This is a genomic window from Paraburkholderia caledonica NBRC 102488 (assembly GCF_000685095.1).
GTDB lineage: Bacteria > Pseudomonadota > Gammaproteobacteria > Burkholderiales > Burkholderiaceae > Paraburkholderia > Paraburkholderia caledonica.
In genome coordinates this window covers 277317-294341 of the sequence record NZ_BAYE01000004.1, presented here as the reverse complement: position 1 = coordinate 294341, position 17025 = coordinate 277317, and the positions used below count along the sequence as shown (strand labels likewise).

At 61.3% G+C, this 17025-nt stretch carries 16 protein-coding genes; 4 read left to right on the top strand and 12 right to left on the bottom strand.

Features of this window, described 5'->3' with window-relative positions; translation table 11 throughout:
• Window positions 1-61 precede the first annotated feature (61 nt).
• The 5 genes from BCA01S_RS10845 to BCA01S_RS10825 form a co-directional block, all read right to left on the bottom strand.
• Entirely contained in the window at window positions 62-1276 is a 1215-nt protein-coding gene (locus tag BCA01S_RS10845; RefSeq protein ID WP_027776905.1) for an ABC transporter substrate-binding protein, read from the bottom strand.
• Window positions 1277-1331: 55 nt separating this feature from the next.
• The gene (locus BCA01S_RS10840) at window positions 1332-2090 is read right to left on the bottom strand and encodes an ABC transporter ATP-binding protein (protein ID WP_027776904.1); all 759 of its coding nucleotides are present in this window, start codon (window positions 2088-2090) and stop codon (window positions 1332-1334) included.
• Window positions 2087-2866 carry an ABC transporter ATP-binding protein gene (locus BCA01S_RS10835; protein WP_027776903.1) on the bottom strand — a complete coding sequence of 260 codons (780 nt, stop codon included), beginning with the start codon at window positions 2864-2866 and terminating at the stop codon, window positions 2087-2089. Before BCA01S_RS10835 ends, BCA01S_RS10840 begins: the two co-directional genes overlap by 4 nt.
• Before the next feature lie 322 nt (window positions 2867-3188).
• Entirely contained in the window at window positions 3189-4901 is a 1713-nt protein-coding gene (locus tag BCA01S_RS10830; RefSeq protein WP_027776902.1) for a GMC family oxidoreductase, read from the bottom strand.
• Between the two features lie 101 nt (window positions 4902-5002).
• The gene (locus BCA01S_RS10825) at window positions 5003-6541 is read right to left on the bottom strand and encodes a CoA-acylating methylmalonate-semialdehyde dehydrogenase (RefSeq protein WP_027776901.1); all 1539 of its coding nucleotides are present in this window, start codon (window positions 6539-6541) and stop codon (window positions 5003-5005) included.
• A 140-nt stretch (window positions 6542-6681) separates the two neighbouring features.
• Here BCA01S_RS10825 and BCA01S_RS10820 point away from each other — a divergent pair, with 140 nt between their 5' ends.
• Both BCA01S_RS10820 and BCA01S_RS10815 read left to right on the top strand, forming a co-directional pair.
• On the top strand, window positions 6682-7581 hold the full coding sequence (locus tag BCA01S_RS10820; RefSeq protein WP_027776900.1) for a LysR family transcriptional regulator: 900 nt from the start codon (window positions 6682-6684) through the stop codon (window positions 7579-7581).
• 244 nt (window positions 7582-7825) lie between these two features.
• Window positions 7826-8362, top strand: a complete 537-nt coding sequence (locus tag BCA01S_RS10815; protein ID WP_027776899.1) for a class IV adenylate cyclase — start codon at window positions 7826-7828, stop codon at window positions 8360-8362.
• 27 nt (window positions 8363-8389) lie between these two features.
• Here BCA01S_RS10815 and BCA01S_RS10810 read toward each other — a convergent pair whose 3' ends face one another.
• Window positions 8390-8881 carry an Lrp/AsnC family transcriptional regulator gene (locus BCA01S_RS10810; RefSeq protein ID WP_027776898.1) on the bottom strand — a complete coding sequence of 164 codons (492 nt, stop codon included), beginning with the start codon at window positions 8879-8881 and terminating at the stop codon, window positions 8390-8392.
• Window positions 8882-8973: 92 nt separating this feature from the next.
• Window positions 8974-9198, bottom strand: a complete 225-nt coding sequence (locus tag BCA01S_RS10805) for a DUF3717 domain-containing protein (protein ID WP_020067401.1) — start codon at window positions 9196-9198, stop codon at window positions 8974-8976.
• Window positions 9199-9368: 170 nt separating this feature from the next.
• Between BCA01S_RS10805 and BCA01S_RS10800 the strand changes: the two genes are divergently transcribed.
• Window positions 9369-10055 carry a response regulator gene (locus BCA01S_RS10800; protein WP_013590077.1) on the top strand — a complete coding sequence of 229 codons (687 nt, stop codon included), beginning with the start codon at window positions 9369-9371 and terminating at the stop codon, window positions 10053-10055.
• A gap of 132 nt (window positions 10056-10187) precedes the next feature.
• Entirely contained in the window at window positions 10188-11690 is a 1503-nt protein-coding gene (locus BCA01S_RS10795) for a sensor histidine kinase (protein ID WP_027776897.1), read from the top strand.
• Window positions 11691-11753: 63 nt separating this feature from the next.
• Here BCA01S_RS10795 and BCA01S_RS10790 read toward each other — a convergent pair whose 3' ends face one another.
• The 5 genes from BCA01S_RS10790 to BCA01S_RS10770 form a co-directional block, all read right to left on the bottom strand.
• Window positions 11754-12284 carry an SET domain-containing protein gene (locus BCA01S_RS10790; protein ID WP_027776896.1) on the bottom strand — a complete coding sequence of 177 codons (531 nt, stop codon included), beginning with the start codon at window positions 12282-12284 and terminating at the stop codon, window positions 11754-11756.
• Between the two features lie 254 nt (window positions 12285-12538).
• Window positions 12539-13651, bottom strand: a complete 1113-nt coding sequence (locus BCA01S_RS10785; protein WP_027776895.1) for an NADH:flavin oxidoreductase/NADH oxidase — start codon at window positions 13649-13651, stop codon at window positions 12539-12541.
• Window positions 13652-13845: 194 nt separating this feature from the next.
• Window positions 13846-14559 carry a glutamine amidotransferase gene (locus BCA01S_RS10780; protein ID WP_027776894.1) on the bottom strand — a complete coding sequence of 238 codons (714 nt, stop codon included), beginning with the start codon at window positions 14557-14559 and terminating at the stop codon, window positions 13846-13848.
• A gap of 125 nt (window positions 14560-14684) precedes the next feature.
• A complete protein-coding gene (locus BCA01S_RS10775; protein WP_027776893.1) occupies window positions 14685-15323 on the bottom strand; it encodes a MarR family winged helix-turn-helix transcriptional regulator in 639 nt (212 codons plus the stop codon).
• A 537-nt stretch (window positions 15324-15860) separates the two neighbouring features.
• The gene (locus tag BCA01S_RS10770) at window positions 15861-16976 is read right to left on the bottom strand and encodes a YbdK family carboxylate-amine ligase (protein WP_027776892.1); all 1116 of its coding nucleotides are present in this window, start codon (window positions 16974-16976) and stop codon (window positions 15861-15863) included.
• Window positions 16977-17025 lie beyond the last annotated feature (49 nt).

Here is a 17025-nt window from a genome sequence, read left to right as displayed (position 1 = left end):
AACGGACGGCTGCCCGCCCGCGCGCGGACAGCCAGCCGTCAGTCAGCTCTTCAACCCGCGTTTATTTCCACAGCGCGCAGCGGGTTTCCGACTTCGTCGTGAACGCCTGCTCGCCGGGAATCGTCGCGGTGATCTTGTAGTAGTCCCACGGCTCTTTCGACTCTGCTGGCGTCTTCACCTGCATCAGGTACATGTCGTGGATCATGCTGCCGTCCTGACGGATGTAGCCCTTCGCGTAGAAGTCGTCGATCTTGGTCTTTTTCAATTGCGCCATGACCTTGTCGGGGTCCGTCGAACCGACTGCCTGCACGGCCTTCAGATAATTCATCGTCGCCGAGTAGTCAGCGGCTTGCAGACTGGACGGCATCTTGCGCATTTTGTCGAAATAGCGCTGTGCCCACTTGCGCGTGTTCGCGTCCTTGTTCCAGTACCAGCTATCCGTCAGCACGAGGCCTTGCGTGGTTTCGAGACCGAGGCTATGCACGTCGTTGATGAACATCAGCAACGCAGCGAGCTTCATGCTCTTCGTAATGCCGAATTCTTTCGCGGCCTTGATCGAGTTGATCGTGTCGCCGCCGGCATTGGCGAGACCGAGAACCTGCGCCTTCGACGACTGTGCCTGCAGCAGGAACGACGAGAAGTCCGACGCCGACAACGGGTGGCGCACCGTGCCCAGCACCTGGCCGCCGCTCGCCTTCACGACGTCCGACGTGTTCTTTTCGAGCGCCTTGCCGAATGCGTAGTCGGCGGTCAGGAAGTACCACGTCTTGCCGCCCTGCTTCACCACCGCGGAGCCCGTGCCCTTCGCGAGCGCCGTGGTGTCGTACGCATAGTGAATCGTGTACGGCGTGCATTGCTCGTTGGTCAGCGTGTCGGCGCCCGCCCCGATGCTGATGTAGACCTTGTGCTTCTCGCCGGCGACGGTGTTCATCGAAAGACCCGTTGCCGAATTCGTGCCGCCGACCAGCAGATCGAGACCTTCACGATCGAACCATTCGCGTGCACGCGAAGCGGCGATATCCGCCTTGTTCTGGTGATCCGCATACAGCACCGTGATCGGCTTGCCGTTCACCTTGCCGCCGAAATCCGCAACGGCCATGCGAATGGCTTCGAGACCACCCTGACCGTCGATATCCGCATACAACCCCGACATATCCGTGATGAAGCCGATCTTTACCGCATCGTCAGCCGCTTGCGCGCTGCTCATCGTGATAGCGGCGCCGGCGGCGACCGCGAAACAAACTGAAGCAAGCCGCGCGAGTGGGTTCTTTTTCATTCCTGTCTCCTGGTTCATCGCTTGTGGTTATCAGAGGCAATCGGGCGCGCGCTGTCTATACGCCCAGTAGATCGTGCAGTGTCGGCATCTTGCTTTCGAGTTCACTTGCCCCGAAGTGCTCGACGATCGCACCGTGCTCCATCACATAGAAGCGGTCGGCAAGCGGCGCGGCAAAGCGGAAATTCTGTTCGACCATGACGATCGTGTAGCCGCGCGCCTTGAGCGTCACGATCATGCGCGCAAGCGCCTGCACGATGACAGGCGCCAGTCCTTCCGATATTTCGTCGAGCAGAAGCAGGCTCGCGCCGGTGCGCAAGATACGCGCTACCGCGAGCATCTGCTGTTCGCCGCCGGAGAGCCGTGTGCCCTGGCTCATGCGACGCTCCTGCAAGTTCGGGAACATCGAATAGATTTCTTCGAGCGACATCATGTGCGCCTTGTCGCCAACCGGCGGCGGCAGCAGCAGATTTTCTTCGCACGACAGGCTCGAAAAAATCCCGCGTTCTTCGGGGCAATAGCCAATGCCGCAATGTGCGATGCGATGCGTGGGCAGGTTGATCGTTTCACGTCCGCCGATGCGGATCGAACCCGTGCGCCGTCCAGTCAGGCCCATGATCGCGCGCAATGTCGTGGTGCGCCCCGCGCCGTTGCGGCCAAGCAGCGTGACAACCTCGCCGCGGTCCACCGTCAGATCGACGCCGTGCAGAATATGGGACTCTCCGTACCACGCCTGCAGACCCGCGATCTCCACCGCGGGCGCACCCGCCGCGGTGCCGCTCACTTCGAGGCTTTCGCGCTCGGCAATTGTATTCATGCGTGGGCTCCGGCGAGCGCCGCGTCGGCACTGCCCATATAGGCTTGCATCACGAGCGGATTCTTCGACACTTCTGCATAGCTGCCTTCGGCGAGCACTTCACCGCGTTGCAGAACAGTGATCGTGTCGGAGATGCCTGCGATCACATTCATGTTGTGTTCCACCATCAGGATCGTGCGGCCACTCGATACTTTTTTGATCAAAGCCGTGACGCGGTCGACGTCTTCGTGACCCATGCCTTGCGTCGGTTCGTCGAGCAGCATCAGTTCGGGCTCCATCGCGAGCGTCGTGGCAATTTCCAGCGCGCGCTTGCGGCCGTATGAGAGCTCGACGGTCAACACGTCGGCGAAATCAGTCAGGCCGACCTGCGTAAGCAGGTCCATTGCGCGGTCGTCGAGCTGGCGCAGCGTGCGCTCGCTCTTCCAGAAATGGAACGCGGTGCCGAGCGAACGCTGCAAACCGATGCGCACATTCTGCAATGCCGTCAGATGCGGGAATACAGCGGAAATCTGAAAGGAGCGGATGATGCCGCGCCGCGCGATCTGCGCCGGCCGCTCATTCGTGATGTCCACACCGTTGAAGACAATCTGGCCCGCCGTCGGCTCGAGGAACTTGGTGAGCAGATTGAAGCACGTGGTCTTGCCCGCTCCGTTTGGACCAATCAGCGCATGGATCGAGCCACGGCGCACGCGCAGGTTCACGCCGTTCACGGCAATGAAGCCTTTGAACTCACGAGTGAGGCCGCGCGTTTCGAGAATCGTATCGCCGAGAATCATGTTCCCTTCCATACGGAGTAAGGCGAAGCACTACGATCTTACGCGCGAAGCTCTGCGCGACTTTTTTGGACGGCGGCACCCCGTGCACGCTCGTTGGCGTGGTGCACCAATCCGGACGGTAGTCCGTGGGGCAACACGCAGCATGGCTGCCATTGTCGCGCCAATGATGCAGCGCATTCATTGGGATTTGCACTTAGTGGATCACGCGTGTGAGCGATTGCGAACCTTGTCTCCAACTGGAGACAGGCGCGCGCAGATAACCCTGCGACGCAAGCACGGAACGCGAGACACACAAAGCATGCCGCGCTCGTCACCACGCGTGTCACACAGCGGACATCGACACGGCCCGACCCGCATGCGCAGCAAGGCTGCCGGCCACGCGCGCACGCCGATCCTCGCGGATCATGTCGCTCGCGCGCTCGGCGATCATCAAGGTGGGCGAGTTTGTATTGCCCGATGTGATGGTAGGCATGACCGATGCGTCGACTACGCGCAGTCCGTCGACACCGATAACTCGTAGCCTGTTGTCGACGACCGCGCCAGGATCGTCGGTCGTGCCCATCCTGCATGTGCCGACCGGATGGAAAATCGTCGTGCCGACCAGTCCTGCTGCACGCTGCAGTTCTTCCTCGGTTTGATATTCGATGCCCGGCAATATTTCCCGGGGCTGATAACGGGCCAATGCCGGTGCCGCGGCAATGCGACGCGTGAGACGCAGTGCGTTTGAGGCGACATGGCGGTCGTAATCGGTGGATAGATAGTTCGGCGCGATCAGCGGCGGCGCAGCGGCGTCTGTCGATTCAATATGAATGCTGCCGCGCGAAGTGGGCCGCAACTGGCACACCGACGCAGTGAATGCATTGAACCGATGCAGCGGTTCGCCGAAGCGATCCAGCGAAAGAGGCTGGACGTGATATTCGAGGTCCGGGCGCGTCAGCGAGCGATCGTCGGGGTCCGACTTTGCGAATGCCCCGAGTTGCGACGGCGACATCGACATCGGCCCGCTTTGAAAAAGCGCGTACTGCACGCCGATCATGAGCTTGCCCCACCAATGCGCGGATGCGGTATTGAGTGTGCGGACCCCGTCGACCTGATAAGCCATGCGCAATTGCAAATGATCCTGAAGATTTTCGCCGACGCCGCGCAGGTCGTTGACCACGTCGATACCAAGGTTCTGCAAACGCGCACTGTTACCTATGCCGGAGAGCTCCAGCAATTGCGGCGAGTTGACGGCCCCTGAGCTCAGGATCACTTCGCAACGGGCTTTGGCAAAGTACTCTGTTTCGTTACCGCGGTATTCGACGCCCGTGCAGCGGCGTCCGTCGAATACCACGCGCCGTGTGTGTGCGCCGGTGATGATGGTGAGATTCTGGCGCTTCATCGCGGGGCGCAAAAATGCTTTAGAAGCATTCCAGCGAATACCCCGCTTCTGATTGACGTCGAAGTAGCCAACGCCCGTGTTGTCGCCGCGATTGAAGTCGTCGGTGGCGGGAATGCCGGTCTCTTGCGCGGCCTTCGAAAACTCTTCGAGAATCTTCCATTTGAGGCGTTGCTTCTCCACGCGCCACGGTCCCCCGGCGCCATGCGATTCGCTCTCGCCCGAGTAGTGGTCTTCGCTGCGTTTGAAAACCGGCAGCACGGAATTCCACGACCATGACGCGTCGTTCGTGACGCGCGCCCACTCGTCATAATCTTCGCGCTGGCCGCGCATGTAGATCATTCCGTTGATCGACGAACTGCCACCCAGGACGCGGCCGCGCGGATACGAAAGCGCGCGGCCGTTCAGGCCCGGTTCCGCCTGCGTTTTATAGAGCCAGTCAGTACGCGGATTGCCGATGCAGTACAGATAGCCGACCGGCACATGAATCCAGTGATAGTCGTCTTTGCCGCCGGCTTCGAGCAACAACACCTGCACATCCGGATCTTCGGTCAGGCGATTGGCGAGCACGCACCCCGCTGTCCCAGCGCCGACGATGATGTAGTCGAATTCGCCTTCGAGACGCCGCCCGGAAGACGCGGCTTGCGCGTTGCTCATTGTTCCGTCTCCTAATCAATTTTCCCGGGCCTATGTAGGACCGGTTTTATCGATGCCTTCGGCGCGACAGGATCGCCGCCGCCGAAGGCGAACATCTCGAACTACTTTGCAACCGGCATGGTGAATTCAGCGCCCTTCGCGATACTGTCAGGCCAGCGCTGCATGATGCTCTTGTAGCGTGTGTAGAACCGCACGCCTTCCTCGCCATACGCGTGATGATCGCCGAATAGCGACTTCTTCCACCCGCCGAACGAATGCCACGCCATCGGCACAGGAATTGGCACATTGATGCCGACCATGCCGATCTGAATCTGCCGCGAGAAGGCGCGCGCAATGCCGCCATCCGACGTGAAGAGCGACACGCCGTTGGCAAACTCGTTGGCATTGATCAATTCCACCGCAGACGCAAAGTCCGGCACGCGTACCACGCATAACACTGGTCCGAAAATCTCCTCGCGATAGATCTTCATATCAGTCGATACATCGTCGAACAGCGTACCGCCGAGAAAGAAGCCTTTCTCGTGGCCGTCCACTCGATGACCGCGGCCATCGACCACCAACTTCGCGCCAGCCGCGATGCCGGCTTCGATATAGCCGACCACTTTCTCGCGATGCACGGCCGTCACCAACGGTCCCATTTCGGCGGCCGATTCCATGCCGTTCATAATCTTCAGGCTTTTTACGCGAGGCGTGAGCCGCTCGATCAGTTCATCGGCGATATGACCCACCGCAACGGCGACGGAAATCGCCATGCAGCGCTCGCCCGCCGATCCGTATGCGGCACCGATCAAAGCGTCGACGGCCTGATCGAGATCGGCATCCGGCATGACGACCAGGTGATTCTTGGCGCCGCCCAATGCCTGCACGCGCTTGCCGTGCTTCGTGCCTTCGGTGTGGATGTACTCGGCGATCGGCGTGGAGCCGACAAACGAAACAGCACTTACGTCGGGATGCACGAGCAGCGCATCGACCGCGACCTTATCGCCGTGCACTACGTTGAACACGCCGTCCGGCAAGCCGGCCTCCTTCAATAGTTCCGCGAGACGGTTCGACGCCGACGGATCGCGCTCCGACGGCTTCAGCACGAACGTGTTGCCGCAAGCTATCGCGACCGGGAACATCCAGCACGGCACCATCATCGGAAAATTGAATGGCGTAATGCCGGCGACCACACCGAGCGGTTGACGCAGGTTCCAGTTGTCGATGCCACCGCCGATCTGATCCGTGAAGTCCGTCTTCAACAGATTCGGGATGCCGCATGCGAACTCGACCACTTCAATGCCGCGCATCACTTCGCCCTTCGCGTCGGAGAACACCTTGCCGTGTTCGCGCGTGATCAGTTCCGCGAGTTCGTCGTGATGGCGATCCAGCAATTCCTTGAACTTGAATAGCACCCGCGCCCGCTTGATCGGCGCGGTCTCGCTCCAGGCGGGAAACGCGGCGTAAGCGGCGGCGACCGCGGCATCCACTTCCGCGACGCTTGCAAGCGGCACACGCGCGGCGACGTCGCCCAGTGCGGGATTGAAGACGTCGCCGAAACGGCCGCTCGTTCCGTCAATCGCCTTGCCGTTGATGAAATGGGTTAGCGCGCGCGTGCCGGCGTCCGCGCGGACGCCTTCTTCCTGATATGTCTCGCTCATGTTCTGTCCTCTCGGTGGTAGGCCATTCCCAGATGGCTGCTGAGACTCTGGCGTGCTCAAACGCCAGCGTAAGGCGCTTCGCCTCGCTAAATCCAATGAGTAATGCTCAACTGGACCATAAGCGGCGTTAATATCAGCGGATGGATCTGACTCTGCTACGCGCGTTCGTCACCGTGGCACGCGAGGGCAACCTCACGCGTGCTGCGGTGCAACTACATTTGACCCAGCCGGCCGTTAGCCTGCAAATCAAGCATTTGCAGGAGACGCTGGGCGTGACGCTGTTCACGCGTACCTCGCATGGACTCTCGCTGACCCGCGACGGCCAGGCGCTTCTGCCGCACGCCGAACGTGCGCTGGCCGCGGCGGGTGACGTGCAACGAGCGGCGCAATCGCTGCGCCAGGAAGTGCGCGGACGCCTGCGCATCGGCACGATTCTCGACCCCGAGTTTCTGCGCCTCGGGGGTTTCCTCAAGCAACTGGTGGAGACGTGGCCGCACATCGAAACTGCTTTGCGGCACGGCATGTCGGGCTGGGTGCTCGATCAGGTCCGCGCAGGCGAACTGGATGTCGGCTACTACATTGGCGTGCCCTCCGAGGACGACGCGCGCGATGGGCCCGCCTTCCACACATTGACGCTCACGCAGTTCCAGTACCGCGTGCTCGCGCCCGCCGGCTGGAAAGACCGCGTGAAAGGCGCGCGCGACTGGCGCTCGCTTGCCGCCTTTCCGTGGATCTGGACGCCGCCCGCTTCCGCGCACAACCGCCTGCTGTCCCGCGCTTTTGGGGAGGCCGGCGTGAAACCGGTGAAGGTCGCGGAAGTGGATCAGGAGCCGTCGATGCTGGATCTCGTCAAATCCGGCGTGGGCCTGACGCTCGCGCGCGATGCGATTGCGATTGCCGAGGCTCACGCGCACGCGTTGACCATCGTCGAAGGCATTACCGTGCCTACGCAACTGAGCTTCATCACGCTCGACGAACGCAAGGACGAGCCGGCGATAGCCGCCGCGCTCAAGCTCATCGATCAGCAATGGACCGGCTGAGCACGCTACACGGCTGCGATATGAGCGGTCCTCATGACAGCGTTCACGTGAATTTCGCTGGATCATGGCGGGCTTAAACCGCGGCGTCACGCAGTTTTTGTTAGATTGACGGGTCTCTCACGCGCGCACGCCGTTGGCAGCCGCCCTCACCGCTTCCGTTCCAACCGACTCTGTCCTTCCCGGCAGCTTGGCGCCGGTCACAGCACAAACCGCCGACCACTCAATTCTTCGACAGGAGCCTGACATGGCACGCAACATCGAAATAAAAGCCCGCGCGCAGCATTTCGAGCAACTGCGCGAGCGCGCGGCGCAGCTCGCGCCGGACACGCCTTTAATCTTCCGCCAGCAGGATTTTTTCTACGACGTGCCGCGCGGGCGCCTCAAGCTGCGCCAGTTCGACGACGGCACGCCCGCCGAACTGATCTTCTATCAGCGTGACGACCGCGACGGGCCCAAGGCGTCGTATTACACCCGCAGTCCTGTGACGAACCCCGAAGCCATGCACGCGCTGCTTGCCACTGCGCTGACAACGCGCGGCATCGTGACCAAGGAACGGCATGTGTATCTGGCGGGGCGCACGCGCATTCATCTGGATCGCGTCGACGGTCTCGGCGATTTCGTGGAACTCGAAGTGGTGCTCGCGCAAGACGACAATGAAGAAGACGGTCAGGCCGAAGCGCACGCAATGTTCGCGAGCCTCGGCGTTCCGGAATCGGATCTGGTTGCGGTCGCCTACGTCGATTTGCTGAGCCCGGACAGCGCGCCGAAGCAAGTCGCATAAACCGCACGCGCGGCCACGGTGCGTGCGTCAGGCGCCGGCCGTTCCCGGCGACAGATGGCCAAGCGGCAATGGCCCGTTGCGCTTGAACGTGGTGAGTACGATGTTCGAGCGCACGCTGTCGACGCCCGGCACGCGCATCAGCTTTTTCATCACGAAGGTGGACAGGTAGTTCAGGTCGGGCGCGACGATGCGCAGCAGATAGTCGGCGTCGCCTACCACCGCATGGCATTCCAGCACCTCGGGCAAGGTGTCGATCTGCTGCTGGAATTGCTCGATGATCGAATCGCCATGATGCTTGAGCTTCAGGCTCGTAAATGCCGTCACGCCAAGGCCCAGCTTCTCGGGCCGCAACACGACCCGATAACCGTCCACCACGCCGATCTGTTCCAGCCGCTGCAATCGCCGGCCGATTTGCGACGGCGACAGCGGCACCTGTTCCGCCAGTTGCTGATGCGTTGCGCGCCCGAAGCGCTGCAGTACGTCGAGGAGTGCAAGATCGAAGTGATCGAGTTCTAGCATGTAGGGAATTTCATCGACTGTATTACCGCGTGTTAAAGAATTCGTCGTATTGAAAGGGCTTTGCAGGCGACTCGGGGCTCAAACCTTCAGTTCTACAGGCTATTCTTAAGGCGCACGTAAGAATCCCACGCTTGCTGCGCAAACGCGTCCAAACCATCGCGCGTGAGCGTGTTCTGACGCTGTACAATCAGGAGCGCATACGGCTTGGAGAGCGCGCTTGCCTCCTTGCACAGAACGAGTTCGTCTCCGCTCGAAGGTGAGCGGGCGCGCCAGAAGTTGATCGCGGCTTCCAGTTCGTGAATGCTTATCTCGGACATGGCTTCGATTACCGGTGTGCGCCAGCAGACTGCTCGACGACTGCTTCGTGGCCGGTTACGCCAGTTGGGCTCAGCCACACCACACGCGGTCCGTGTAGCAGATCTGTGCAGCAGGCGCCCCGGCGAACCGCTTGCCAAACGCCTAAACCCATTGTACTTGAGCGAAATCCATGCGACTCCTTCTGATCGAAGATGACCGTCCCATCGCGCGCGGCATCCAAAGCAGTCTCGAACAAGCCGGCTTCACCGTCGACATGGTCCACGACGGCATTTTCGCCGAACAGGCCCTCACGCAAAACCGGCACGAACTGGTGATTCTCGACCTCGGCTTGCCGGGCATCGACGGTATGACGCTGCTTTCGCGCTTCCGTCAGAGCAATCGCCACACTCCGGTGATCATTCTCACCGCGCGTGACGAACTGAACGACCGTGTGCAAGGCCTGAATTCCGGTGCCGACGACTACATGCTGAAGCCGTTCGAGCCCACCGAACTCGAAGCGCGTATTCGCGCGGTAATGCGCCGTAGCGGCCCGCACGGCGACATGCCGCGTCCGGAAGTGTCATTGGGCGGCGTGCGTTTGTCGGGCGTCGATCGCCGCATTTTCAACGACGACAAGCCGCTCGAGCTGTCGCCGCGCGAATTCGCCGTGCTCGAAATGCTGCTGCTGCGCCACGGCCGCGTGGTCAGCAAGGCGCAACTGCAAGACCACCTCACGCATTTCGGCGGCGATCTCGGCGACACCGCTATCGAGGTCTATGTGCACCGTGTGCGCAAAAAGCTCGAGAACTGCCGTGTCGAAATCGTCACGGTGCGCGGCTTCGGTTATCTGTTGCAGGAAATCCGCCAGGCCGCATAATCGTCGTGAAGGCCGCAATTCGATTGCGGCCCGACGGCGCCGGGCCGGCGCAGCGCACTACTTGCGCGATTCGCCGGCATCCGGCGAAACTTCACGGCGCGTTGCGCCTGCACTCTTCCCGCGCGTTCGATCATGCCCCAGCCGGCCGCCAATAGTCTGCGCCGCACGCTGCTGCGGCGCCTAGCTGCTCCTCTTTCGCTGCTCGCGCTCATGAGCGGCCTGATCGCCTACTGGCTCGCGTGGCAGTACACGCAGCACGTGGTCGACCGCTCGCTCGCCGACCTCGCGACCGCGATCTCCAAGCAGATCCAGATTGCGGGCCCCGAAGCGCCGATCACCGTGCCGCCGCTCGCGCAGGCCATGTTCTCGGATCCGGTCGAGCATCTCGTCTATCGGATCAGCAATGGCGAAACCGAAATCGCCGGCGATAAAAGCCTTCCGCTGCAAGGCACGAGCGTTCGGCGCATGCATTACGCGTATGTGTTCGAAACCCAGCACCAGGGCGTCACCGTGCGCGTCGCCCAAGTACGGGTCGATCAGCCGGTCGGCAATCCGATCGTCGTCGAAGTTGGGCAGCCGGTGTACCACCGTTTTCGTATAGCGGCCGAATTCCTCGTCGCCATCATGATGCCGCTGCTGTTGCTGCTGCTTGCCGGCTGGGTGATCGTATGGCGAGTGGTCAATCAACAGCTTAATCCGCTAACCGATCTCGCAGACTCGCTGAACCGGCAAACTCACACGTCGCTGGAACCGGTGGACGAAACCTATGTGCCCGTCGAAATCCGGCCGCTGACTGGCGCTGTGAACGCGCTGCTTGACCGGCTGAAAACCGCGCTCGACGGTCAACGCAAATTTATCGCCGATGCCGCGCATCAGTTGCGCACGCCGCTCACTGCCGTGAAGTTGCATGCGGAGCAGGCGGCTACCGCCCGCGATCCTCGGCAAACGCTCGCAGCCGTGCGCGAACTGCGGGCGGCGGCCGACCGCGCGGTGCGTCTGTCGAATCAGCTGCTGTCTCTTGCGCGCGCCGAACCGGCCGAGCAGGCTGCACGCTTTGTGAATGTGGATATGGCCGCGCTCGCGTTCGATACCGGCGCGGAATGGGTGCCGCGCGCATTGACCTCGCACATCGACCTGGGTTTTCAGCGGCTCGACGACCCGACCAACGACCATCCGTTGATCGCGCGCGGCAATCCGGTTCTGCTTCACGAAGTGATCGCGAACCTGCTGGATAACGCGCTGAAGTATGTGCCGCCGTCGCGCTTCGATGGCGGGCGCATCACGGTCACCGTCTCGCAAACTGTAATTGACGACGTTCGCATGGCCGAAATCGTCGTCGAAGACAATGGAGCGGGCGTGCCTCACACGCAGCAAGCGGATCTGTTCAAGCGGTTCTTTCGCGGCGACGGCCAGAGCGATAACGGTGTGGACGGCGGCGCCGGTCTCGGCCTCGCGATCGTTCACGACATCATGGCGTTGCATCACGGCAGCGTTCACTACGAAGACGCATTGGAAGGCGGAGCGCGTTTCATCGTGCGTATTCCGCTCGTGCATGCCGCCGTTCCGGCCGGCAAGAAAGACGACATGCAGCGCCACGAAAAAAAACCGGCGCATTCAGCGCCGGTCGATCTGTAGCAGTGTGTCTCGCGAACGGGTTGCCTCGCCGTCATTCGCATGACGAACGGGGCAACTCAGGCGCTACTTCTTCCTGGCCTTCTTCGTCACCTTCGTTGATTTCGCCGATTTAGCAGGCTTGGCGGTTTTGGCCGCGCCCTTCTCTTTCTCGGGCGGCGCGAGCATCGTGCCGCGGCATTTGCGCGAGCCGCAACGGCACTCGTATTCCTTCTTGAGCTTCTTGGTCTGACGCGCGTCGATCACGAGGCCGTAGTCGTAGAAAATCTCCTCGCCCTCGGCGATGTCGCGCAGTGCGTGCACATACACGTGACCGTCGATCTCTTCGGCTTCGCAATTCGGCGCACACGAGTGGTTGATCCAGCGCGCGCTGTTGCCGTTCACCTTGCCGTCGATCACCTTGCCGCTGTCGAGCGCGAAGTAGAACGTGTGGTTCGGTTCGTCAGGATTATGCGGATGACGGCGCAACGCTTCTTTCCAGGAAATCCGCTCGCCCTTGTATTCGATTAGCCGCTCACCGGCCGCAATCGGTTCGAGCGCAAACACGCCTTTGCCGTGCACACCTGAACGACGCACGGCGATCCTGCGTGAACTCATTGAATGAATCCTTGTGAAGAACTGGGGATGAAGTCCGGCAGCCGTCGGAAAACGCCCGCGTCTGACGCGCTGATTTTTTCTGGCGCTGATAGCAAACGCGGCGCCCTGCGAGCGCCGCGTCGACTTGCGACGCTCATGCGCCACATCCGGCATCCTACACGCTGAAGACGGCTTCGTTCAACCGTCAAAAACGTGTGGCCGCGTCATGCCCTCATGATGCCCGCGTTATGCCCGCGTCATGGCGATGTGCGGCTTCATCTCTGCCCAAACGAAATCTCGCCAAACAGCGCCTTTTGCTCGCGCGGTTGCGAACGCCAGTACTGCGGAGGCGCTTCAACCGTCGCACCAAGTTGTGCCGCGGCGTGCCACGGCCAGCGCGGGTTATATAGCAGCGCACGGGCCAGCGCGATCAGATCGGCGTCGCCCTCTTCGATCAGTTGCTCGGCATGAAGCGGATCTGTGATGAGTCCGACGCCAATGGTCGTGAGGCCCGTCGCTTTTTTGACGGCCTTCGCGAACGGAATCTGATAGCCGGGTTCAAGCGGGATCTTCTGCAACGGCGACACGCCTCCGGACGACACGTCGATCCAATCGCAACCGCGCTTTTTCAACTCCTGCGCAAACGCAATCGTGTCTTCAAGCGACCAGCCGCCTTCAACCCAATCCGTCGCGGACACGCGCACGCCAACTGGTTTGTCGGCGGGAAACGATGCGCGCACGATGTCGAAGATTTCAAGCGGAAAGCGCATGCGGTTTTCGAGCGAACCGCCGTAGTCGTCGTCGCGCTGGTTCGCGAGCGGCGACAGAAACTGATGCAACAGGTAGCCGTGAGCGGCATGCACTTCCAATGCATCGATACCGAGGCGCGCCGCGCGGCGGGCCGATGCCGCGAAGGCTTCGCGAATGCGGTTCAGCCCCGGCGTGTCGAGCGCCAGCGGCGGCTCTTCGCCCGCCTTGTGCGGCAACGCCGAAGGCGCATGCGGCAACCATCCGCCTTGCGATACGGGAATCAACTGACCGCCTTCCCACGGCGCCTGGCTCGAGGCCTTGCGCCCCGCATGCGAAAGCTGCATCGTCACGTTGATATGCGAATGCTTGCGAATCGCGGCGAGCACCGGCGTGAGCGCAGCTTCAGTGGCGTCGTCCCATAAACCGAGATCCGCCGGCGTAATACGGCCGTCCGGCTCGACGGCCGTCGCTTCGATGCACAACATGCCGGCACCGGATAACGCAAGACTGCCAAGGTGGATCATGTGCCACGCGGTCGCCTCGCCGCGTTCGGCGGAATACTGGCACATCGGCGATACGACGATGCGATTCGGAAGCGTCACGCTACGCAGCGTGAGTGGAGAAAATAGCGCGCTCATGGATCACCGCCCAGTTAGAACCCGAGAGCGAACGAGCATAGCACCGCAGGTCGTTTGCTGCAGGCAGCGAGGTGTCGATAAGAGTCGGCGTTGCAACTGCCGATCGCGTCAGGCGGTCAGACAGACCGGACGCTCAAGCCGCCGCGTTGCCATGGCAACGCGGCGCCAGCTTCAGTCCGGAGATCTGCTCCCGCTCAGGGCTTACGTTCCACCTGATCCAGCCATTCGCCGAACATGCGGCAAGCGGCGGCTTCCAGAACCGGACCGAACTGCGCAGTCTCCGCGCGCAACTGGCGTGCGTCGATGCCATGGCCGACGAGCTCACCGGCGTTGCCGATCAGCCAGGGCTCGAAGCGGTCAGCGCGAATCTCGGGATGACATTGCAACGCGAGCACATGGGCGCCCCATGCGAACGCCTGGTTTTCGCACGCGCTCGTGGATGCAAGACGCGTGGCGTTGGCCGGCAGATCGAAGGTGTCGCCATGCCAATGCAGCATGGATGTTTGCGCGCCATCGAGATGACGCACCGGCGATGCGCGTCCGGCATCGGTAAGCGTAAGCGGCTCCCAGCCCAGTTCGACATGACCCGCCGGATAGACCCGCGCCCCAAGCGCACGCGCGATCAACTGCGCGCCGAGACAGATGCCGAGTGTAGGCAGCCCCGCCTCGATGCGTTTTCCGATCATCGAGAGCAGCGGCACGAGGGTGGGATAAAGCGCGTCGTCGGTGGCGCTGATCGGGCCACCGAGTACCACCATCAACGATGGCGAGACGGGATTCGGCGCTTCAATGCGCGCAAAGCCGACGTCGAGATAACGGACCGGACGCCCACGCTCGCCGAGCACCAGTTCGAGACTGCCAAGATCTTCGAAGTACACGTGGCGAATGGCCAGAACTTCCTGATTCATCAGCCTCTCACTTCGCGGTTGACTGGAGACCTGCCGCTACGCGGCGCCGACGGCTGGGCGGGCGGCGAAGGCCGCCTGCCGGAGCCGGCTTTGCAGTGTAGCGGATTGTCAGGAAAGCAGCCGCCTTATTGGGCGAAGATCTTCCAGGTCTTCTTCTGTGTAGCGGCGTCAGCGGTTTCATGCACCGCGCAATCGAGACGCAGGTCCGTATCCGCCATGTTCAGATCGAGAAGCGCGCAGTGATGCGGCGTCTTTTTCGGATTCTTGCTGGGCTCGAAGTGCGTGCAGCTCAGGCACATGCGGTGGGGCGGAATGTGGCCCTGCGCTTCCAGTTGATGAACTGTCTTGAGCAGCGTGCGGTAGAACATGGCTTGCTCGTCGTCGCGCAAGGTGCCGACTGCTTTGGCCAGGAAGTCCGGCCATTGCGCAGCGCGCTTGGCGGCTGTGCGGCCACGAGCGGTCAGGCGGACGGCGAGCGCGCGGCCGTCGTCGAGTGCGCGGCGCTTTTCGACAAGTCCCTTGGTTTCAAGCGTGCTGACCGCGTCGCTCGTGGTAGCGGCGGTCAACGCCGTTTCACGCGCGATTTCTCCGAGCCGCATCGGGCCCTTTCGCTGCATCAACAGAACCAGGATTTCGCCCTGCGTGGGTGTGAGACCCGCGCCCTCCGCCCACTCCCAAGCCTGGCTTCGCATCGCCGTGCTCAGTCGCAAGAGACTGTGGGTGACTCGCCCGGTTGCCTGTTCTCCGTATACGCCTTCGCTCATAATCTTCGATTCGTTTATTAACAGCTTTTGTGCGGTGCCGGACTTATTTGCCGGGAACGCCCGTAGCCTGTGTGGGGTAGCCCCGCCCAAAACAGGACGAGACGGATTCGACTATCTCAAAAATTCACCGCCTTGCAAGCCAAAGCAGTTAAGACGACATTCTATGCGAGAGCGGCGAATCGTACAGCTAAGTTATCCCATGCAAGTTGTGGATAACCATGGGACAACATGGGGGAATACATGTGCGCCGATTCTTGATAAGCGTCTGCTGCAAGTTTACCGGTCTTAAGTTGTCCTCGTTTACCGCCGCCCGCGCACTGCCCAACGGCCTAGTTATAGTTTACGCAGCGCCTTGACTTTGCAGGGAATTATTCAGTTGTCCACAGCCCGTGGCAATGCTTGTTAACTACTACTACGTATGTATACGTACAAATTCGACAAACCTTAAGGGCACCGAACTGGAAAATTTAATTACGAAAAAAAACCCGCCGACGGCGGGTTTCTTACGGTTGAATACGAAGCGCGCCCCGCGCCTCGTTATGCTCGCCACTTCAGACACTGCTGGCGGACCGCCTCATGCAGCGACTTTTCCTCTTCGACCACGCCTCTGAGCCACGTTGCGTCGTTGACCTGGCCGCGCGCAATCGTGCCGATCTCGGCCAGCGCGTGGCCCGAGGCCAACGCCTCTCCGTGCGGTGCGATCAGATCGAGCGTTTCCAGAATATCTTCGGCGATCGTCTTGCGTTCGCCGGTCTGCGGATTGATGCAAGTGCCCGCAAGTCCGAAACGGCATGCTTCGAAACGGTTGAACGTGTAGACGAGGTAGTCGTCTTCGTGCGGAGCGATCGGCTTGTCGAGCAACAGATGGCGCGCGAGCGTCTGGATGTAGCACGCAATTGCCGCCGCGCGATCCACCGACAGCGGCGTGTCCATCACGCGTACTTCGATGGTGCCGAAGCCGGGCTTCGGCCGGATGTCCCAGTAGAAATCTTTCATGCTGTTGACGACGCCCGTATGGACCATCTTCGAGAAGTATTCCTCGAAACTGTCCCACGTCAGCACGAACGGCGCGCGGCCCGAGAGCGGAAAAGCGAACACGGAATTCAGGCGTGCCGAATGAAAGCCGGTGTCCACGCCCTGCACGAACGGCGACGATGCCGACAATGCAATGAAGTGCGGGATGAAGCGTGACATCGAATGCAGAAGGAACAGCGCGCTGTCAGGATCGGGGCAGCCAATGTGCACGTGCTGGCCGAACACCGTGAACTGCTTGGCCAGGTAGCCGTACAGCTCCGAAAGATATTGAAAACGCGGCGTATCCACGATCTGCCGCTCGCTCCATTGCTGGAAAGCGTGCGTGCCGCCGCCGCACAGGCCGACGTTCAGATGATCGGCTGCCGAAACGAGCGTATCGCGGATCTTGCGCAGATCGGCGAGCGCCTGTTCGTGCGTCGTGCAAATGCCGGTAGACAGCTCGATCATGCTCTCGGTGATTTCCGGCGTGATATTGCCGGGGATCTTCTGATCCTTGACGAGGCGCAGCAGATCCGAGCCGGCTTTGGTCAGATCATAGTCATGCGTATTGACGATCTGCATCTCGAGTTCGACACCGAAAGTAAACGGCTTCGAATCGATGAAGGGTTCGAGTGACATGGCGTCCCCTGAGTGAGGTCGGCCGGGCAGTTGTCAGGTGCCCTGCCGT